The sequence below is a fragment of the Hymenobacter arizonensis genome (assembly GCF_900115775.1).
Classification (GTDB): Bacteria; Bacteroidota; Bacteroidia; order Cytophagales; family Hymenobacteraceae; genus Hymenobacter; species Hymenobacter arizonensis.
Window position 1 is genome coordinate 119,823 of record NZ_FOXS01000003.1, and the last position, 19,368, is coordinate 139,190.

At 58.1% G+C, this 19,368-nt stretch carries 16 protein-coding genes and 2 tRNA genes; 15 read left to right on the forward strand and 3 right to left on the reverse strand.

Annotated elements, in window-relative coordinates:
- Positions 1-30: 30 nt before the first annotated feature.
- Complete coding sequence (locus BMZ66_RS12240; RefSeq protein ID WP_092673402.1) at positions 31-663, reverse strand: L-threonylcarbamoyladenylate synthase; 633 nt, start codon at positions 661-663, stop codon at positions 31-33.
- Between the two features lie 207 nt (positions 664-870).
- On the opposite strand from BMZ66_RS12240, the gene mltG reads away from it, so the two are divergent.
- The 5 genes from mltG (at position 871) to BMZ66_RS12265 (ending at position 4,042) form a co-directional block, all read left to right on the forward strand.
- On the forward strand, positions 871-1,953 hold the full coding sequence (mltG, locus tag BMZ66_RS12245) for an endolytic transglycosylase MltG (protein WP_092673405.1): 1,083 nt from the start codon (positions 871-873) through the stop codon (positions 1,951-1,953).
- Positions 1,954-2,071: 118 nt separating this feature from the next.
- Entirely contained in the window at positions 2,072-2,563 is a 492-nt protein-coding gene (locus tag BMZ66_RS12250) for an acyl-CoA thioesterase (RefSeq protein WP_092674732.1), read from the forward strand.
- Between the two features lie 97 nt (positions 2,564-2,660).
- The gene (locus BMZ66_RS12255) at positions 2,661-3,662 is read left to right on the forward strand and encodes a YihY/virulence factor BrkB family protein (protein WP_092673408.1); all 1,002 of its coding nucleotides are present in this window, start codon (positions 2,661-2,663) and stop codon (positions 3,660-3,662) included.
- Positions 3,663-3,799: 137 nt separating this feature from the next.
- A tRNA-Ser gene (locus BMZ66_RS12260) sits at positions 3,800-3,886 on the forward strand.
- Between the two features lie 71 nt (positions 3,887-3,957).
- Positions 3,958-4,042, forward strand: a tRNA-Ser gene (locus BMZ66_RS12265).
- Between the two features lie 257 nt (positions 4,043-4,299).
- Here the strand turns inward: BMZ66_RS12265 and BMZ66_RS12270 are convergent.
- Positions 4,300-5,559: a site-specific integrase gene (locus BMZ66_RS12270; RefSeq protein ID WP_092673411.1), complete on the reverse strand. Its 1,260-nt coding sequence runs from the start codon at positions 5,557-5,559 to the stop codon at positions 4,300-4,302.
- 466 nt (positions 5,560-6,025) lie between these two features.
- Here BMZ66_RS12270 and BMZ66_RS12275 point away from each other — a divergent pair, with 466 nt between their 5' ends.
- Positions 6,026-6,499 carry a LexA family protein gene (locus BMZ66_RS12275; RefSeq protein ID WP_092673415.1) on the forward strand — a complete coding sequence of 158 codons (474 nt, stop codon included), beginning with the start codon at positions 6,026-6,028 and terminating at the stop codon, positions 6,497-6,499.
- On the forward strand, positions 6,474-7,769 hold the full coding sequence (locus BMZ66_RS12280; protein WP_092673418.1) for a Y-family DNA polymerase: 1,296 nt from the start codon (positions 6,474-6,476) through the stop codon (positions 7,767-7,769). Before BMZ66_RS12275 ends, BMZ66_RS12280 begins: the two co-directional genes overlap by 26 nt.
- A gap of 102 nt (positions 7,770-7,871) precedes the next feature.
- On the opposite strand, the gene BMZ66_RS12285 is transcribed toward BMZ66_RS12280, so the two are convergent.
- Positions 7,872-10,742 carry a M16 family metallopeptidase gene (locus BMZ66_RS12285; protein WP_214606992.1) on the reverse strand — a complete coding sequence of 957 codons (2,871 nt, stop codon included), beginning with the start codon at positions 10,740-10,742 and terminating at the stop codon, positions 7,872-7,874.
- A gap of 136 nt (positions 10,743-10,878) precedes the next feature.
- Between BMZ66_RS12285 and BMZ66_RS12290 the strand changes: the two genes are divergently transcribed.
- From BMZ66_RS12290 to BMZ66_RS12315, 8 genes are all read left to right on the forward strand, one after another.
- Entirely contained in the window at positions 10,879-11,598 is a 720-nt protein-coding gene (locus BMZ66_RS12290; protein WP_214606993.1) for a DUF92 domain-containing protein, read from the forward strand.
- Positions 11,599-11,696: 98 nt separating this feature from the next.
- Positions 11,697-11,894, forward strand: coding sequence for a hypothetical protein (locus BMZ66_RS12295; protein WP_092673421.1), 198 nt, complete (start codon positions 11,697-11,699; stop codon positions 11,892-11,894).
- Positions 11,895-12,401: 507 nt separating this feature from the next.
- The gene (locus tag BMZ66_RS25125; RefSeq protein ID WP_143080177.1) at positions 12,402-13,040 is read left to right on the forward strand and encodes a hypothetical protein; all 639 of its coding nucleotides are present in this window, start codon (positions 12,402-12,404) and stop codon (positions 13,038-13,040) included.
- A 260-nt stretch (positions 13,041-13,300) separates the two neighbouring features.
- Positions 13,301-14,590 (forward strand): lipase family protein, encoded by a 1,290-nt coding sequence (locus BMZ66_RS12300; RefSeq protein WP_092673424.1) that lies wholly within the window; start codon positions 13,301-13,303, stop codon positions 14,588-14,590.
- Positions 14,591-14,668: 78 nt separating this feature from the next.
- Complete coding sequence (locus tag BMZ66_RS26060) at positions 14,669-15,097, forward strand: transposase (RefSeq protein WP_234795079.1); 429 nt, start codon at positions 14,669-14,671, stop codon at positions 15,095-15,097.
- Positions 14,988-15,866 (forward strand): IS3 family transposase, encoded by an 879-nt coding sequence (locus BMZ66_RS12305; protein WP_234795099.1) that lies wholly within the window; start codon positions 14,988-14,990, stop codon positions 15,864-15,866. The genes BMZ66_RS26060 and BMZ66_RS12305 overlap by 110 nt, the downstream gene beginning before the upstream one ends.
- Before the next feature lie 161 nt (positions 15,867-16,027).
- A complete protein-coding gene (locus tag BMZ66_RS12310; protein WP_092673430.1) occupies positions 16,028-16,420 on the forward strand; it encodes a (deoxy)nucleoside triphosphate pyrophosphohydrolase in 393 nt (130 codons plus the stop codon).
- Positions 16,417-19,242, forward strand: a complete 2,826-nt coding sequence (locus BMZ66_RS12315) for a DEAD/DEAH box helicase (protein WP_092673433.1) — start codon at positions 16,417-16,419, stop codon at positions 19,240-19,242. Before BMZ66_RS12310 ends, BMZ66_RS12315 begins: the two co-directional genes overlap by 4 nt.
- Positions 19,243-19,368 lie beyond the last annotated feature (126 nt).

Below are 19,368 nucleotides of genomic sequence, written 5' to 3' on the forward strand. Positions count from 1 at the left end.
TGCCGCGCTGCGCTCGCAATGACACAGAAATTACAAGTATTGCTCGATGTCGCCGGCGCCCTGGCGAATCAGGTCGAAGTCGTCGTTCGTGCAATCGACAATGGTGCTGGGCACATTGCCGCCGAAGCCGCCGTCGATGACGAGGTCGACTAGGAGGCGGTACTTTTCAAAAATCAGGTCGGGGTCGGTTACGTATTCTTCGAGGGTGTTTTCATCCTCGCGCACGGAGGTGCTGACGATGGGGTTGCCCAGCTCTTTCACCAACTGCAGGATAATCTGGTTGTCGGGCACCCGAATGCCAACCGTTTTGCGCTTCACGCCGCCGAAGCGAGGCGCTTTGGGGCTGGCTTCGAAAATAAAAGTGAAGGGCCCGGGCAGGGCTTTCTTAATGACCTTGTAGGTGGAGGTGCTGATGCCGTGGGCGTAGTCGGAGATGTGCGACAGGTCGGAGCAGATGAAGCTCAGGTTAGCTTTCTCGGGGAAAAGCTTTTTGATGCGGCATACTTTTTCGACGGCCTTGGCATTGGTTACGTCGCAGCCGATGCCATAGACGGTGTCGGTGGGGTAAATAATCACTCCGCCCCGGCGTAGTACTTCAACTGCTTGCTGGATACGGCTATGAGGTGGGTTTTCGGGGTGAATGCGAAGGAGCGTGGCGGGCATATACTGAGTTGAGAAGTTGAAAACTTACGGCTTGCGAAGGTCGGCTACTGACGGGCTAGGGCAGCAACAAGCTTGCCGGCCGGGGCCGAAGGCGCGGGCAAGGTACTACGTCCGGCCGAAACGAAGCAACTACGGCGCAGCTTGTGGTTCACGCTAGCGGCCTTTCGTACTTTTGGTGCCGCCCCTCCCGATTCATTACAGCTTCACATGTCCCAGCCTGCCCAAAAGTCAATCCTCGAGCGCCGCGACCAATCCCTGAAACGCCGTCGGCGCTGGGCCACCGTGAGTGTCATTTTCACCCTCGGCCTGGTGTGCTTCTCCTACTATTTCTACCAGGTTTTCTTTACGGCCAATATCGAAACTAAGGGCAAACCGACCCACGTCATCATTCGCCGGGGCGAGGACTGGAAGAAAGCCCTGAAGACCATCGACGAAACTGGAGTGGTGGTCGACAAGCTGTCCTTGCACTTCGTAGCCAAGCTCATGAAGTACCCCGAGCACGTGAAGCCCGGCCGCTACGAGCTGAAGGAAGGCTACACCAACCGCCAGCTCGTCAACGTGCTAAAGGCTGGCCTGCAATCGCCACTTAAGCTCACCTTCACCAACGTGCGCCTACGCGGCGAGTTGGCCGAGAAGCTCTCGAACCAAATCGATGCCCGGCCTACTCAAATCGACTCGCTGCTGAGCAGCCCCAGCTACACCCGTAGCCTGGGTTTCGACACCACCACCGTGCTTAGCATGTTCATCCCCAATACCTACGAACTGTATTGGAATACCTCCGCCACGAACCTGATGGAGCGGATGAAGAAGGAGTACGAGAAGTTCTGGACACCCGCCCGCGACGCCCAGCGCGAAAAGCTCAACCTCACCCGGGCCCAGGTGAGCACGCTGGCCAGCATTGTGGAGGCCGAGCAGCAGCAGCACGCCGACGAGCGGCCCCGCATAGCCGGCGTGTACCTCAACCGCCTGAAAAAAGGCATGAAACTGCAGGCTGACCCTACGGTAGTATATGCCAACCGCGACTTCACCATTAAGCGAGTGCTGAACGTACACCTGAAAAAAGACTCGCCCTACAACACCTATAAGTACGCCGGCCTGCCGCCCGGCCCCATCAACCTGCCCAGCATTGCCAGCATCGACGCGGTGCTGAAGCCGGAGCAGCATAATTATATCTATTTCTGCGCCAAGGAAGACTTCAGCGGCTACCACGCCTTCGCTACCAACGAGCGGGACCACATTTTGAATGCCCGCCGCTACCAAGCTGAACTCACCCGGGCCGGCATTCGGTAACGTTTGTCATGCTGACGAAGGAAGCATCTTATCACCGCTGCTTTTGTCAGGTTTAAAAGTTTGTTAACGGTGCGAACAGGATAAGATGCTTCGCTCTGCTCAGCATGACAAAAAAACCATGTATTCTTCCGACGTTCAAATCCGAGTGCGCTACGCCGAAACCGACCAGATGGGCTACGTCTATCATGGCAACTACGCAGCGTATTTTGAAGTAGCCCGCACCGAAGCTTTCCGCCGGCTAGGCATCAACTACAAAGACATGGAGGCCGACGGCGTGGGCATGCCGGTGGGAGAAATCCGCACCCGCTTCCGCCGCCCGGCACGCTACGATGACCTGCTAACGGTGCGGCTGCTGCTGCGCCAGCCGCCCGAAGGCACCCGGGTGTTGTTTGAGTATGAGATTTATAACGAAGTCGGCGACCTGCTCACCGAGGGCCACACGCTGATGGTGTTTGTGAAAACCACCACGGGCCGCCCCGTCACCATGCCCGAAAGCATTCAGGAGCGGCTGGCACCGTACTTTGGCGAAGACGAGGTGGACAGCCCAGTGCTGCCTGCGCCCGGCACGATTTCGCCCGACGCGCCTGCCCCGGCTGCGTTTCGAAAATAGAAAACCAGTTTGCAACGAACAAGCAGCGAGCAGAACATTGTTATGGTAGCTGCTGCCCCTCGTCGATGACTGCCCACTGTTAACTGCTCACTCGCCTTTGAAAGCCCCCGCCGCCATTCGTCGTGCCCGCTTCCCCGATGTGCGCAAGCAGCGGTCCTACCGCCGGCTGATTGTGGGGCTGAAGCGGCTGCGGCTACCCGGCGGCCAGGCGTCGCTCTACGATGTGCTCGACCGCATCATGCACGAGCTGCGGCTCGACAGCCTCGAAAAGCGCGCCGCCTACATGGCTTTCAACCTCACGGTGGCCCTGTTTCCGACCATCATTTTCCTGTTTACGCTCATTCCGTACATTCCTGTACCGAACCTGAACGTGGACATCCTGCAGTTTCTGAGCGACTTCATGCCGCGCGAGCTGTACGCCGCCACAGCGTCGACCATCGAGGACATCGTGAACATTCCGCACGGGGGCTTGCTCTCCTTCGGTTTCGTGACGGCCCTGGTGCTCAGCTCCAATGGCATCATGGCGCTGCTCGATGCCTTCGAAAAAAAGTATCCATGGTTCAAGCACCGCAGCTATTTGCGCAAGCGCATGATTGCCACGGCGCTCACCTTCGTGCTGTCCTTGATTCTGGTGCTGGCCATTGTGGGTATCTTCTTCGGCACCTACCTCATGGACTGGTTGGTGTTCTATGAAGTGGTGCCCGAGCGGTTCACCGACCTAGTGCTTACCCTCATTCGTTACGGTTCGCTGGTCGGCTTGTTTTTGAGCACCACCTGCGTGATTTATTACTTCGTGCCGCCAGTGCAGGACAAGTGGCCGCTACTCTCGGCGGGGGCGATTGTGGCTACGCTGCTCATCTTTTTGGTGTCGTTTCTGTTCACGCTTTACGTCCGCATCTTTAACTCCTACAATACTTTCTACGGCTCTATTGGGGCCCTTGTGGGTTTTATGGTGTGGCTCGAATTTGTGTGTATGACGTTGATTATCGGCTTCGAGGTGAATGTGAGCATGGATGCCGTCACGGGCCGTCGCCAGCAGATGCTGAAGGAGCAACTGGCCGAGAAGGCCCGACAGGAGGGGCGCCCAGTGAGAAGCTAATGGTGTCCAGTGCCAGCTTCGTAGGGCTTTCTTTTTGAGCCGAATACAAGAATTTTTTCAAACTATTCTTCATTCTTTATTCCGCATTCCGCATTCCTTCCTACTTTTGCACTCCCCAATCACTCGGGGAGCCTGTTAGAGAGGTGGCAGAGTGGTCGAATGCGACGGTTTCGAAAACCGTTATACCGGCAACGGTATCGGGGGTTCGAATCCCCCCTTCTCTACAAAAGGCTTTTCTGCGCTGGGAAAAGCCTTTTTTGTTGATTTGCGTACACAGCGTAAGTGTGATTGACCCAGAGAGCTGGCAGAGTGGTCGATTGCGGCGGTCTTGAAAACCGTTGAGGGTCAAACCTCCGGGGGTTCGAATCCCTCGCTCTCTACATAAAACCCCATTTCCACCGTGGAAATGGGGTTTTTGCTTTTCCGGGGGACACTCTGGGGGACAAGCCCGAATGTTGTTCCCCTGGTTTGTCCCCCAGAGTGTCCCCCGGCTTGTCCCCTTATCACTTCTGATACAGCCGGCACAGAAACGCCCAAAGTTTTTCTCGGTTTAGGTCTTTCTCTTCAAGAAAAGTTTGGGGCCTGCGCGTGGTGGCCCAAGAGCCCAGGCACACCCGGCTAGCCATGGCTAAGGGCTTTATGCCCGTGGGACCACACCTGCCCCGGACTCCCATACCCGTCGCATCTCGTGGTGCTGAAAGTCTTCAACGACCTTCGCGTATACCATCGTGGTTTGAATCTTAGCGTGCCCCATCACTTTCTGCAGCACGGCTACCGGCAATCCCCGTAGCAGCGAGAGCACCGCGAAGGTGTGCCGTGCTGTGTGCATGCTTATTAATTCGTGTTTAGGTTGCTGACGCTTCATCACCTTGCCGGCCTCAACAGTTACCACTTCCACTGGGTCCCGCAGGCCAGCCAGCTCCGCAATTCGCTTCACGTTGCGGTTCATAACCTGATTGGAGGTAACTGGCAGCAGCTTGGTCTGTCGCCCAGGGTATTGGTCCAGTAAGGCGGCCGCGGGGGGCGTTAGGTAAATGCTCACGGCCGTGCGCGTTTTGGTCTGCGTCAGCCGCAGGATGCGACTGCCGTCCCAAATTTTCACGTTGGCCGTGCTTAGCTCCGATAAATCCGAATGCCGCAGGCCAGTGTAACAGCAGAACAGAAAGGCGTCCCGCGTCCCCACCAATGCGCTTGGCAGCGTGGCGTTTTCCAGCAAGTCCAGCTCTGCGGCCGTCAGGTATACTTTTTCGACTTCTGCCCATTGGATCTTTAGCTGCCGGGGCTCTACGGCCACTGGCATCCGCAGGTCTTCATGCACATAGCGCAAAAATGCCTTTACGTGCTTTACGGATTTGCACACCGAGTTTTGTGCTAGCTTCCGGGTTCCTCGCAAATAGCCGAGAAACTTGTCATGCATGGCCACGTCGTAATCCTTTAGCTGCAGGCGTTGCTTCCGTACTTTTTCAAAATCGCTCAGGTGAGTTAAGGTTGTGGCCACTGACACCAGGGACGGTACCAGATTGCCCCGAGCCTGCAGCGCTGTCTGATAGTCTTTGTAAAGGTCCGTCAACCATACTACCGGAGGCGTCGCCTTGGTCACCACCGGTGGCCTAAGCACCGCTTTCAACCCTTCCGGCGTAATGAGTGCCCCGGAAGCACGCAGCTGCCGATAGTGGGCATGCAACCGGTCGCGTAAGGATTGTAAATAGTCATTGGCTTCCAGGAAGCCGGGGAAGGTGCGCCGAAACTGGGCACGCTCAACGTCCCATTCCGAAGCCAGGCAGTGCTCCTTGGTACCAAAGCGCAGCCGCTGACCTTCAAAATAGGCCCGCAGGTGGATGGCGCATCGCCCCGCGGCATCCGGGCGGTCGGTCCGCCGTTCAAACGTAATGGTCATCAGGGAAAGGGCTAACTGAGGGGATGAAGCTGTCGAAGGCGCTACGAAGGGAAGTCAAAGGGACGCATATGCTTCTTAATTGAGCGGTTGTATAATTTATATCACTGTGCCCTTTTTGCCAAGCTCTACGACCATACTTCGTGCTCGCGTATTCCTCAAGCAAATCGATGATCCGTCACGTATTTGGCCTGCCAGTATCGGACTAGAAAGTGGTCGGTAGCAGATAAATCGGCGCTGCTAGTCGATGGAAAGCAAGTTGATTTGAAGACTGCGGTGGCCTTCTGCTGGCTGTACCTGAGGTGAGCAATGCCAAAAACAGCCGACTCAGAGACAGCTTATCCTGAGAGTTGGCCGCATTATGAATGACTAGTAATATTAGTTACTAACTAAGTTGGGGAAATATTGTGCTAACATTGTTAGTATAATTGCCGTTACTTGCACGTCCATTCTTATCTGCTGTCCTCCTATGTGTACCGTTGACATCCTGCAAATCATCCGCGAGCCCGTCTGGTTTATCGAGTGCGAAACCCTGATTCCGGCCGGCTTTCCTAGTCCCGCCGAAGACGAGCGGGGCCAGCCCATCGACTTAAACAAGATCCTGCTGCCGCATCCCACCCATACCTACCTGGCCCGGGTAAACGGCCTGAGCATGGACGGGCCGCCCTCGCACATTCCCGACGGGGCCCTGCTGGCCATCGACTGCTCGCTCAAGCCCCAGGTGGGGCATATAGTTGTGGCTGCCGTGGACGGGGAGTTCACGGTCAAGCGCCTGGAAAAGCGCGGCAGCACCTACTGGCTCGTACCCGACAACCCCGCCCACACCGCCATCGAGGTGCGCGGCAAAGACCACGTGAAGGTGTGGGGCGTGGTGACCCACGTCGTGACGGAAATGATCAACGGCCAACTCAACCACCATGTTCGCACTCGTCGACTGCAATAATTTCTACGTCAGCTGCGAGCGCGCTTTTCAGCCCCGGCTGGAAGGACGGCCCGTGGTCGTGCTCTCCAACAACGATGGCTGCATCGTCTCGCGCTCGGCCGAGGCCAAGGCGTTAGGGATTGCCATGGGCGAGCCGTTGTTCAAGGTCAAAGACCTGGTTCAGGCTCACGGCGTGCAGGCCCTGTCCTCGAACTACGCGCTCTACGGCGACATGAGCGGGCGCGTCATGGGCCACTTGGCCAGCAAGGCCCCCGAGCTGGAGATCTACTCCATCGACGAGGCGTTTTTAAGCCTGCACGGCATGGAGCGCTGGGGTCTGGACGGCTACGCGCGGGAAATTCGGGCCGAGGTCAAAAAGCGCACCCACATCCCGACCTGCATCGGGTTGGCCCCCACCAAGACGCTAGCTAAATTGGCCAACCGGGTGGCTAAGAAGGACCCTTCGCTAGGGGGTGTCCTGCTGCTGGATTCCCCGGAGCGCCGGACCTGGGCCCTGGCGCGAGTACCCGTGGAAGACGTATGGGGCATTGGTCGGCAGTACGCCACCAAGCTGCACGCGCTGGGCATCACGACCGCAGCTGGACTAGCGCAATGCTCCGAGGCGATGGCCCGCCAGCACTTGGGCGGGGTCGTGGGGGCCCGGCTCGTGCGCGAGCTGCAGGGGTTTCCCTGCCAAGCCTTGTCGCCGAGCGAGGACGGGACGCTCAAGCGCCAAAGCATTGCCTGCACCCGCACCTTTGGCAAAAGCTTATCGGCGTTCGAGGACATCGTTGGGGCCGTGGCCGCCTTTGCTTCGCGGGCCGCTGAGAAGCTGCGGCGCCAGGGGTCCGTGGCGAGTGTATTGACCGTGTTTCTCAGCCAGGACCGGTTTGGCAACACCCCGCCGCCGCACACGCGCTCGGCGCAGACCACCCTGCCCGTGGCCAGCAGCAGCACGCCCGAGTTAGTGCGCTTCGCCCGCGCCCTGCTCGGCCGGCTCTGGCAGCCGGGGGTGGTGTATAAAAAAGCTGGAGTGATTCTCGACGGCTTTGAAAAAGGCGGGGAGGGGCAGCTGAGCTTGTTCGCGCCGGATGGTGGCGAACGCGTGGAGCGGCTCATGCAAAAGCTCGACGCGCTGAATCAGCGCTTCGGCAAGGGCAGCGTGCAGGTGGCGACGGCGCTGGGAAGCAGAATGCCAACGGGTAAGTCGACGACGCCCTGGCACGGGCAGCAGCAGCGGCGCACCCCGGCGTACACGACTTGCTGGGAGGAGTTGTGGGAGGTGGGGTAGGGAGGTTCAACGTCTTAAAGGGGGCCACCAGAGGGAAGGCTAAAAACAGAAAAGCGGCTTTCTAGATAGAAACCGCTTTTCTGTTTTTAACTCAATACCCACTTATTTCACCGGGGTGCCGTTGGGGGCCAGGAGCACAACCTTGCCATTGGCGAATTTCTTCACTTCCTCAAACTGCGTGGCTTTATCGCCGACGACGACGTACACGAGTTCTTTTTCCGGCATGTAGCTGCCAATTGTGGACTTGAAATCCGCCAGGGTCATCTGCAGCAGTTTTGCCTGGTCTTCTTCCAGAAACTTGGGGGACTTACCGAATTTGCTCATCCGGCGCAGGATGCCCAGTTTCGCGGCCTGGCTTTCGTAGGCCAAGGTATTGCCTTTGAGAATTTTACTTTTGGCGATTTCAACGTCCGCTTCCTTGAAGGTAGGGCCGTAGTCGGTGAGTAGCTGGCGGATGAGTTGCAGCGAAGCCCCGGTGACATTGGCGCGCACGCTGGTGGAGACCACGAACGGGGCCCTTTCCTTTAACTCCTGCACCGAGGAAAAAGCGCCGTAGGTGTAGCCTTTTTCAATGCGCAGCAGCTGCGTCAGGCGGCCGCTGGAACCGCCGCCCAGTACGGCGTTGGCAAACGTCGCTTTCGTTACCTCGGGGTCCTGGCCGGCCAGCCCCAACCGGCCCGCGTACAGCATCGACTGTTTGGCGTCGGGCACGTCGATGAAGTACACATTGCCCGCCAAGGTTTGGGCGGGAATGGCGTACGAGGGCATCGCCACGGGTTTGGCGGCCCACTGCGTGGCCAACGGCTGCAAGGCGGCTTCTACTTGCTGCCGGTCGAGGGCGCCCACGAGGTGGAAGGCCGCTCCCGACGGCGATACGGCAGTGTTGTAGTACGCTTTCAAGTCGTCCAGGGTGATGGCAGCGGTCGACTCCAGCGTGCCGCTGGCCGGGGTGCCCAGGATGTGGTTCGGGCCGTACAGTAGCCGGATGAGGTTCAGGTTGGCCACGGCTCCCGGGTTCGCTTCCTGGCCTTTCAAGTTGGTGGCCAGGGCTCGTTTCAGTCGGTCAAATTCCGCTGCGTCCCAGCGGGGTTGCAGCAGCATTTCCTGCACCAGGGCCAGGGTGGGCCCGAAGTTGCGGGCCAAGCAGCGGGCCTGCACCCGAATCTCTTCGGTGGTGCTGTTGACGGAGATGGTGGCGCCCAATAAGTCGATGGCCTCCTCCAACTGGGCCGGGGTTTTGCGGGCCGTACCTTGCGCCAGCATCTGGGCCATCAACGCCGCGACGCCGGCTTTGCCCACCGGGTCCAGGTAATGGCCGCCGGGAATTGTCACGTCAAACGTGACCAGCGGAATTTCGCGGTTGTCAATGCCGTAGACCTTGAGGCCGTTGGTCAGGGACGCGTTCCACACGGCGGGCATCGTGAACAAGGGCGTTTTGAGGAAAGCCGGTTCGGAACGGTCGTTTTTGGTAACGGTTTTCTCGAACTGGGCTTCGGCGCCTTGGCCGACTGCTTCGTTCTGCACCCCGGCTACCACCTGTTCCTGCTGGATGGGCGCGAGCTGCGCCCCCTCTACCACCAAGTTCTGCTGGCCTTTGGGCACCACGCTGGTCATCACGTAGGGCTTGTTTTTCAGGTACTGGTTGTAGACGCGCAGCACGTCGGCCCGGGTCACGGCCTGCGTGAGTTTAGCGGCTTTGGTGAGGTGGGCCGGGTCGCCGGCAAACTCATTGTCGCGGCCCATTTGCAGGGCCTTGCTCAGCACCGACTCCACCCCGCTGTAGAGGTCGGTTTCCACCTTGGCCCGGATCCGGGCAAGCTCCGTGTCGGAAAAGCCTTGGGTTTCGAAGCGCTGGAACCCTTGCTGGATGGCGGCGTGCACCTGCTGTAAACTCACATTGGGATTGGCCCGCACGCCGAGCACGAATTCGCCAGCCAGCTCGCTGCTGAGCTGGTAGCTGCTTACCCCGGGCGCCAGCTTCTTTTCGTCGACAAGAATTTGGTACAGGGGAGCGCTTCGGTTGCCGGCCAAAAGCTGAGCAAGGATTTCCAGGGCGTAGGTATCGCGGTGGTACTGTTGAATGGTGGGGAACACCAGCTGCAACTGGGGCAGGCGGGCGAAGTTGTCTTCGTAGTACAGGGACTTCACCTGCGTCAGGCCGGCGGGCCGGGGGGGCAGGGGCTTGACGGCGGGGCCCTTCTTGATTTCGCCGAACCAACGCTGCACCTTGGCTTTGGTATCGGCGATGTTGATGTCGCCGGCGATGACCAGCGTGGCGTTGTTCGGCCCGTAGTACTGGCGGTAAAATTCCTGCACGTCGGCCAGCGTGGCGGCTTGCAGGTCGGGCAGCGAGCCAATAACCGTCCAGCTGTACGGGTGGTCGGCGGGGTAAAGGTTGCGGCGGAGGATTTCGTTGGTAAAGCCGTAGGGCACGTTGTCGTAATTCTGGCGCTTCTCGTTTTTCACCACCTGAATTTCGCGGGCCAGGGCCTCGGCAGTCACGGTCTTGATCATGTACCCGAGCCGGTCGGAGTCGATCCACATGATTTTGTCGAACGCGTCCTTGGGCACCACTTCGTAGTACTGGGTGCCGTCGTTCCAGGTGCCGCCGTTGCGCTGGCCGCCCCACTCCTCGATGAGCTTGCGGTTGGCGCCCACGGGGGCATTTTCCGAGTCGTTGAACGACATGTGCTCGAAGAAGTGCGCAAAGCCGGTCTTGCCGGGCTTCTCGCGGTTGGAGCCCACGTGCACGATGGTGGCGAAGGCCACGATGGGGTCGGAGTGGTCTTCGTGCAGGATCACTTCCAGGCCGTTATCCAGCACAAATTTTTCGTAGGGCAACGCAAAGGTGCTGGTCTTCGCCGCCCGGGCTTTGGCTGCCGGCGCTTTTTGGGCCTGGGCGCCGGGCATCCAGAAGGGCAAGCAGGCGGTGGCCAACAGCAGGGCCTGGAGTCGAATAGTGGTTAATCCCATGGGGAGTGCTAGAACGAGGGTAAATAAATAGCGTAATAGTAGCACTTATTTTAGGAATGGGTGACGGGAGTTGACCGACGACTGGGCTCGGCCAGCCCCGTGTCACGTCGGCCGCTTCTGCCTGTATTTTTGCGGCGTGAAGGATCCGTTACACTTGGGCTTCGTGGTATTGCTGCTCGGCGCGGGCATGGCGTACAGCGCGCAAACCGCCAAGCTCACGCGGGCCGGGGTGTGGACCGGGGGCGCGGTAGGCCTGTTCTTGTTTTTGGGCTGTGGCTGGTTGGGAGTTGGCTTAATAACCCTCTTCTTCGTTCTGGGCTCGGGGGCCACGTCCTGGAAACGGGCGGAAAAGCGGCAGCTGGGGCTGGTAGACCAGGACCACGGCCCGCGCACGGCCGGGCAGGTGCTGGCTAACGCGGGCGTCGCGGGCCTGCTCGGGACGCTGGCTTGGCTAATTCCCGCGGTGGCGCCGCTGGCCCCGCTGCTGGTAGCCGGCAGCTTTGCCGCGGCTACGGCCGACACGCTGTCTTCGGAGCTGGGCAATGTGTACGGCCGCCGCTACTACCACGTGCTCACGGGCCGGCCCGACCGCCGGGGCGAGAACGGGGTCGTGAGCCTGGAGGGAACCTTGCTGGGGCTGGCGGGCAGTGCGCTGGTGGCGGCGGTGTACTGCCTGGCTAGTGGCTGGGGGCCGGCATTTGGGTGGCTGCTGGTGGCGGGCACGGCCGGCAACCTGGCCGACTCCGTGCTCGGGGCCACGCTCGAGCGCCGAGGGTACGTGGGTAATAACGCGGTTAACGCCGTGAACACGCTGGTGGGTGCGCTGACTGCTGGGGGGCTGGCGGCGCTGAGTTAGGGACGAGGTTTCCTGGTATCACTACCGCGCCAGGCTAGCTAGAAAGCTGGTGCGGTGGGGGTAATGCTATACAGTTTTTCCCCTGTATCCTCCCGGCAATGCCCGCGCTCAGAGTTTGGGCCGGGCTGGCGGGAGTTGCCGAAGGCAAGGGTGGAGAAGGGCAACTGAGTTTGTTGGCGCCGGATAACCGCGAGCGGGCCGCGCGGCTTACGCAGCAACTCGACGCGCTGAAGCAACGCTTGGGCAATGGCAGCGTGCAGGTGGCCACGGCGCTGGGTGAAGATTTCGTCCGGTAAAACGACCACGCCCTGGCACGGGCAGCAGCAGCGGCGCACCCCGGCGCATACTACCTGTTAGGAAGAGTTGTGGGAGATGGGGTAGAGAGCTGAAACCTGGGCAGGCATAACCAAACTGTGAACTCTTTCAGATCGCTAGTGCTGGAGAAGCTGCGCAGCTCGGCGGGTGTGTTGGTCATTAATAATGGGAGCAGTTGGAAGCTGCACTTATCTAAAGTTGCAAATTCTATGAATCAGTGGTAGTACTGATGTGCTGGAGGGCAATGGCTTAGACATTTGTCGACACGCAAAGCTTCTGTTCCCATGGCTTCGATATATTCCAGGCATTCTTTTACAGTCTCTCAGTTGGTACGTGTACTGCTATGCTACTTTCGCCGCCTTGTACTTATGTATGGCCTAGTGCTGAGCCTACCAGCCATCGCTCAGTCGGGGTTTGACGACCCAGAGGATTCACGGCCATACAATTTTAGCTTTACACATATCACGAGGCTCAAACCATGTGATACAATGGGTAAATTCAAAAATGAGCCTTATGTAGAATCTCCGGATGGGGGCCGTGTTTTTACTATTGCCTATGATAGCCCCAGCGCTGATTCTGTTGTCATATACATGTGGGATTTTGATGCAACCAGTCAAAGCACGGAAGCAGCCCTTTACAATGACAAATACTTTCTAATGTCGCGTAATGATGTTGCTAACAATGCCAGGCGCCGGTACAGTACAGCTTTAGCATTTACAGCTGGCTCAACCCTTGTCCCTGTTAAAGTCCGATTCCGACCATTCGATTTTTCAAAAGATATAACGTTAGGTCCCGCTATTGGGTGGAAAGGGCGTATGGGACATCATTCCAAAAACTACTTTGACCTTCTTTTTGGATTTGGTATTACTTCGGTTAGCCTTACTAGCGCAAGCACCAACGGAGTAATCAATGATGATTCCGACCGACCAGCGTTAACTCCATCGCTAGGGGTAGTATTTGAGATGGACATTACGCAGTTTGGTTTTTTCGTGGGCCAAGATTATGTATCAAACCGAAACCTTAATAACTGGCAATATCATGGAGACATTTGGTTTTCTGCAGGTCTAGGCTTTACCATTCTTTCTCGTTCAGCTAAGTTGGAGCCAGAAAAGCAAAAACAGCAATAATGTGTCCGCCCTGGCGTCTCAACAGAGGCGGGGGCTCTTCATTTGAGACACAAGCCTTCTCAAGCTTCCCAGCGGGAACGAAATGATCTTCCCTGGTGAAGCCTCCGATAAGCATTATTGAGTCTTTAGCCTCCTGCTGTATGAGGTAGTAGGCTGGAGACGTGCCACCCTGGTCCAAGTACGTGAAGAATATTCAGTGCCTGCACTGATACAGTATCACGTCCGAAAAGCTAGTTTTAGCGCAAACTACACAGACCTATATGATGATCTATTTTACTGCTTTTCGTTCCGCGTTTGGTAAGCTGACCATTGCAGGGCTCATGCTGCTGGTCAGTATCTTGCTAACCAACTGTGGCCGGGCCGTCGTTTTTGGTACACTCGCGCAGAAGCCAGTTAACTCGGGGCCCATGCAGTTGTATATCGATCGCGACGGCAGCCTTTACCCGTCAAATGGCCCAGGCATCACCGATGCGGTTCTCGGAGCCAAAGGAACCGGCCAAGGGTATTTGCTGCGGTACTATAAAAACCATCCGTCAGATTTGACAAACCTGTATGACGTGCATGGCATTACGCCGCCGACCGACATGCTGGAAGCCTGGCCCGCGTTGCAGTTCAAGCTGCGGCAGGAGGCAGCCTCCAAGATCAACAAGCAGTTGGACCAGCTGGGCGCTAAGTCAACGCTGGTGGTGCTGATTCATGGCTTTAATAACACACCCGAAGAAGCCAAAGATTCCTTTACGGAAGTAGAGAAGCAGCTACGCGTGAACGGATTGCCTAACGGGCCCTATCAGGTGCTAGAAGTGTACTGGGATGGAAGAAGCGGGGCTGTTCCATTTTTCTTCCTCTACGCGCAACCCAATGCCCAATTGGTTGGTTTGGCCTTACGAGGGGTAGTTAATCAGATTTCACACGCTCACCCCATCCGGATTCTTACGCATAGCCTTGGCACCCTGGTCGGTTGCAACACGCTGTGGAACGTTACCTCAACCATGGGAGGCCAGGTGGCGTCAGTGAAGGACAGTAATTTAAAATTCTGGCAGGACCTCACCACTATAGACGCGGCGGGCAATGATGTAGCGCGCTTTTATTATCAACAAGCCTGCAAAGACGCGGTAAATTATAGCACGCCTACTCACCCCGACATCCGTATCGGGAGCGTTGCGGCGGCTGTGCCGGGCCAAACATATGACGACTACCTGGACCGTACCCCAGCTAGAGCGGATAACGACGGGCAGTATCGTCGAGTGGTCATTGGCTATAATCCTACCGATAAGGTACTCAATAAGTTCTGGATTTTTGCTCCCTTGCATCGTCGTCTGGGCATTACTACTTTGGGCCGAAGAAATTACGACTACCATCATTATGTGGCACCCATGCTCAGTACAAAAAGTACGGGTGGCCAGAGTTTTCAGGCCCGGTTCTATCGTTGCAAGAAGAAAGGAATGTTCAACCATAGCTTTAATGGTTACGCCAAGTCCACGGAAATGCCTTATTTTCTAAACCTATTGCTAAGCGATAATCCCCCTGCTGCCCCACCTGCATGCCCGTAAAGCATTGAAGCGGATATAAGCGTAGCCTGAGGTGGTCTAGGCAAGGTGGACAGAAGAAGGACGTATATTTCTTCTGTTATGACCGCAAAAAAGAGCGGGTCGTCGCCCGACCAACGACGCAAATACGACGAAGTGTTTAAGGCCGAGGCCTTGCGCTTAGCCAGCGAAAGCCGCAGCACGCAGGCCGCGGCCCGTGAGTTGGGCATGCATCAGCCCCAAGTTGCTCTACTGCTGGTAGCAGCCCAGGTGGTGGCCGAGGTGGGCAGCGTGGAAGTGGCCCGCGACCCGGAGGTGCGCGCCTTGCGGGCCCGCCTCAAGCGGGCGGAGCAGGAGCTCGACATTTTAAAAAAGCCTTGGCCATCTTCGCCCAGCCGACCCCGTGAGCACCTACCAGCACATTGCCCAACGAGCCAGCAAGACACCGGTACGCCAGCTCTGCCAGGTGCTGCAGGTCGCGCCCAGCGCGTACTACGCTTGGCAGCGGCAGCAGGGCCGACCGGCTCCTAAACCTGCCTGGCAAGTCGCCGTGCGCCAAGCGTTTGCCTACCACATTCAGCGCTACGGCACGCGCCGGCTGCGCGCCGAAGTGCAGGCCCAGGGCCACGCCGTGGGGCGCTGGCGCATCCGCCGCGTGCTCATAGCGCACGGCCTGCGCGCCCAGCAGCCTCGTTCGTTCGTGCCGCGCACGACCGACTCCGACCCGGCCGTGCGGGCCGCGCCGAACCGCTTGCTGGGCCAGCCGGCCCCTGCGGCCCCCAACCGGGTCTGGGTGGGCGACATCACCTACCTGCCCTACCGGGTACGACCCCGCCAGGGCGGGGGCTGGCTTTACCTGGCCGCGTGGCTCGACCGCTGCTCGCGCAAAATCGTGGGCTGGGACGTACGCGACACCATGCCCGAAGACCTCGTGAGCGAGGCGCTACGGCGCGCCTTGGCCGTGCGCCGGCCCCCGGCCGGGCTCGTCGTGCATTCCGACCAGGGCAGTCAATACACGGCCACCCGCTTCAAAGACTTGGTGGCCAAACACGGCGCGCAGCAAAGCATGAGCCGGCGGGGCACCTGCTACGACAACGCCCTACCGGGTACGACCCACGCCGAATCGTTTTGGAGCCGCTTCAAAGCCGAATTGCTCGACGGTGGAAGCTTTCCCGGCCTGGCCGAAGCCCGGCTCGAAATCAGCCACCACGTCGCTTATTACAACGCGGAACGGCGTCATTCTGCGCTCGGCTACCACTCACCTAACCACTTCGAAACCCAATTCAAAACCACGTCCTAATTCTGTCCGGCTTAGCTAGACCACCTCAAGGTAGCATATACCGGGTGTACCAAAGCTTTGAAAAGTTGGGTAGATACCAATAGTTACCCCTTGCATTTTAGGTGGCTAAATCCCTATTCACTAGCTTCGCTGGCTGTTAATGCCCGTTCTACCCTAGGTTCATGAAAAAACACCACGAAGTGGTAGCCGCTATTATTCAGCGCGGCGAAGAGATACTTTGCCTTCAGCGAGGCGCCAGTAAGTACGAGTACATCGCGTACAAGTGGGAGTTTCCGGGCGGCAAGGTGGAGTCAGGCGAGACCCAGGCCCAAGCCCTAATTCGGGAAATCAAGGAGGAACTAGCAATCGACATTCAAGTGGACGGTCACTTGCTCACTGTCGAACACGAGTACCCGGATTTCATCATTACCATGCACGGCCTGCGATGCACCGCGCTGAACGAGGAGTTGGTCCTGCACGAGCACACCGGTTTTAAGTGGCTTCGAACTGAGCAACTGCAAACCCTAGACTGGGCAGCAGCCGATGTGCCCCTGGTTGAGAAGCTGCGCGGATGAACCAGGACCTGCTAGCAGCGGGCTTGCACCGCGGCTTTCTCGAGGCAACTACCCCCGCCGAGGACCAATTCGTGCCCCAGCTTGTGCGCAACGACAAGGCGCAGGGCAAGACCGTGCTCAGCGTGGTGCACCGCCAGTTACAGGCCTGCTCTGAGTTCTGGTTTTCGGTGGCCTTCGCCACCAAGAGCGGCATTGCCGCCCTGCTTCATGTGCTGCAGGAGCTCGAGCGCCGGCAGGTCCGCGGGCGGGTGCTGGTCTCGCAGTACCAGAACTTCACCCAACCCGAAGCGCTGCGGGCCCTGCGGCAATTTGCCAACATTGAGTTGCGAATGGCCACCACGGGCAACTTCCACGCCAAGGGGTATCTATTCAATCAAGGTGAGGGCTACAACCTGCTTATTGGCAGCAGCAACTTGACGGCGGGAGCGCTGCGGGTAAACAAAGAGTGGAATCTGCTCGTGGCTGGCTTGAACGCGGGCGAGCTCATCGGCGACGTGCGTACCACGTTCGCTCAGGAGTTTGCCGCCGGGATAGCCGTGGACGAGGCGTTTATTCTCGCCTACGAGGAAGTGTACCAAGCACAAGCTCGACTATTAAGCCGGGCCAAGAATTTGGTGGAGTTACACGCCGTAATCTCCCCCAACGCCATGCAAGTGGAGGCATTAAGGAATATTGCCCAGTTGCGCGCGGCGGGCGAGCGCAAGGCCCTGCTGATTTCCGCAACCGGCACGGGCAAAACCTACCTGTCGGCCTTCGATGCCCGGCAGGTCATGCCCCGGCACCTCTTGTTTGTGGTTCACCGCGCCACCATTGCCAAAGCGGCCCTGCGCACCTTTCAGCGCGTGTTTGGGAACAGCAGAACGATGGGGTTGTATTCAGGGGAAAGCAAAGACCTGTCCGCCGATTTCCTGTTTTGCACGGTCCAAACCTTATCGCAGGACCACCACCTGGCGCTGTTCGCAGCAACCTACTTCGATTACATCGTTGTCGACGAAACCCATCGTTCGGGAGCGGCGGGGTATAAGCGGCTGCTCGCCCACTTCAGCCCAGCGTTTCTGCTTGGCATGACGGCCACGCCGGAACGCACGGATGGCTACGACATCTTCCAGCAGTTTGACCACAACATCGCCTACGAGATTCGGTTGCAGCGGGCCCTGGAAGAGGATATGCTCTGCCCGTTCCAGTACTTTGGCGTCACCGACGTAACGGTCGCCGGGGCCGTGGTGGAGGAAGAAGCAGGGTTTAATCTATTGCTAGCGGAGGAACGCGTGGCGCATATCCTGGACCGGGCCGCGTTTTATGGTTGTGACTCCGGTGAAGTCAGAGGCCTCGTATTTTGCCGTTCAGTAGAAGAAAGCCAAGCGTTATCGAGGGCATTCAACCAGACTGGATTGCGCACGCTGGCGCTGCATGGCGGGAGTGGCGAGGAGACCCGCACCCAGGCCATCGCCCAGCTGGAAAGCGATGACCCGGCGACTCGCCTGCACTACCTGTTCACAGTCGACATCTTCAATGAGGGCATTGACATCCCCCGTCTAAACCAGGTAATGTTGCTGCGGCCTACGCAGTCGGCCATCGTGTTTGTCCAGCAGCTCGGGCGGGGCCTGCGCAAGGCGGCCGGTAAGGAGTACCTAACCGTTATTGATTTCATTGGTAACTACGCCTCGAGCTACCTCATCCCCATTGCCTTGTTTGGTGACACGTCCTACAACAAGGACGCCCTGCGCAAGCTGTTGGCCGCGGGCAGCAGCTTGTTGCCGGGGGCGTCGACAATCAACTTTGACCGCATTGCCCAGGAGCGCATCTACGCGGCCCTTGACGCGGCCAAGCTAAACGGCCGGCGCGAGCTCGTGCAGGACTACAAGCTGCTCCGGTTTAAGCTGGGTCGGATGCCTTGGATGATGGATTTCGTAACGCACGGCGGTCGCGACCCCTTTCAGTACGTGGAAGGGTGGGGCAGCTACTATGCCTTTGTTGCCGGGCAGGAGGAAATAGAAGAGTTAAGTGCAGGCGAAGTCGAAATATTAGCGCTCATCTCCCAGCACCTGGCCAACGCCAAGCGGATTGAGGAGGTGGAGATAGTAGGGTTGTTGTTGGAAAAGGGTAGGCTGAGCTTCGCGCAAATCAAGGCCCACCTGCAGGCTACTTATGGTCTGGACTTTTCTAGGTCTACTTATCAGTCGTGCCTGCGCAATATCAACTTTGACTTTGTGGGCACGCCCCGGCCGGTTATCGAGGAAGATGAAGTGCTTGACTTCACGACCACGTTCTCGGATATGCTGGAGAATGAGGTATTCTGTGATTTTTTGCGGGACATCCTGCAATTTGCCCGGGCCCGGTACGCGGAGTTTCGCGCCCAGAGCGTCTATGCCCGCGGCTTCTTCTTATATCAGAAATACTCGCGACGCGACGTTTGCCGCCTCTTAAACTGGGACAAGGACGAGAGCTCCACCGTGTACGGCTACAAGCTCAAGGGTAACGTGCTTCCGTTATTTGTCAACTACCACAAGGAGGTGGACATTGCCTCGAGCACGGCCTACGAGGACGGGTTTGTATCGCCGCATATTTTCGACTGGATGTCCAAGTCGCGGCGGAAGCTGACGAGTCCCGAGATTGTGGCCCTGCGGGAGCAGCCTGAGTTATTCATTCCCTTGTTTGTGAAAAAGCACAACGGAGAGGGCGGGGACTTTTACTTTATGGGCGAGGTGCGGCCGGAGGAATTCATCGAAACTATCCTCCATGGGTTGCCGGTAGTGAAGGTGCGATTTGCGATGGACACGCCGGTGGAGGAGGGGATGTATGGGTATTTGACGGGGGCGTAGGAAGACGAATTAATCCCGTTCGCGATTACCTATCTCATTGTATTCATTGTGGTAGCAAGCAAAGCAAGGAGCGAAACGCGCGTGGTAATCTTAATTATGATGGCTTTGCTGGCCCTGGTGATCTTT

Coding starts and splice junctions, on each gene's coding strand:
- BMZ66_RS12280 (WP_092673418.1), top strand. CDS start 6,474: ATGTTCGCACTCGTCGACTGCAATAATTTCTACGTCAGCTGCGAGCGC.
- BMZ66_RS12300 (WP_092673424.1), top strand. CDS start 13,301: ATGATGATCTATTTTACTGCTTTTCGTTCCGCGTTTGGTAAGCTGACC.
- BMZ66_RS25125 (WP_143080177.1), top strand. CDS start 12,402: ATGGGTAAATTCAAAAATGAGCCTTATGTAGAATCTCCGGATGGGGGC.
- BMZ66_RS12240 (WP_092673402.1), bottom strand. CDS start 663: ATGCCCGCCACGCTCCTTCGCATTCACCCCGAAAACCCACCTCATAGC.
- BMZ66_RS12285 (WP_214606992.1), bottom strand. CDS start 10,742: ATGGGATTAACCACTATTCGACTCCAGGCCCTGCTGTTGGCCACCGCC.
- BMZ66_RS12295 (WP_092673421.1), top strand. CDS start 11,697: ATGCCCGCGCTCAGAGTTTGGGCCGGGCTGGCGGGAGTTGCCGAAGGC.
- BMZ66_RS26060 (WP_234795079.1), top strand. CDS start 14,669: ATGACCGCAAAAAAGAGCGGGTCGTCGCCCGACCAACGACGCAAATAC.
- mltG (WP_092673405.1), top strand. CDS start 871: ATGTCCCAGCCTGCCCAAAAGTCAATCCTCGAGCGCCGCGACCAATCC.
- BMZ66_RS12315 (WP_092673433.1), top strand. CDS start 16,417: ATGAACCAGGACCTGCTAGCAGCGGGCTTGCACCGCGGCTTTCTCGAG.
- BMZ66_RS12250 (WP_092674732.1), top strand. CDS start 2,072: ATGTATTCTTCCGACGTTCAAATCCGAGTGCGCTACGCCGAAACCGAC.
- BMZ66_RS12310 (WP_092673430.1), top strand. CDS start 16,028: ATGAAAAAACACCACGAAGTGGTAGCCGCTATTATTCAGCGCGGCGAA.
- BMZ66_RS12275 (WP_092673415.1), top strand. CDS start 6,026: ATGTGTACCGTTGACATCCTGCAAATCATCCGCGAGCCCGTCTGGTTT.
- BMZ66_RS12270 (WP_092673411.1), bottom strand. CDS start 5,559: ATGACCATTACGTTTGAACGGCGGACCGACCGCCCGGATGCCGCGGGG.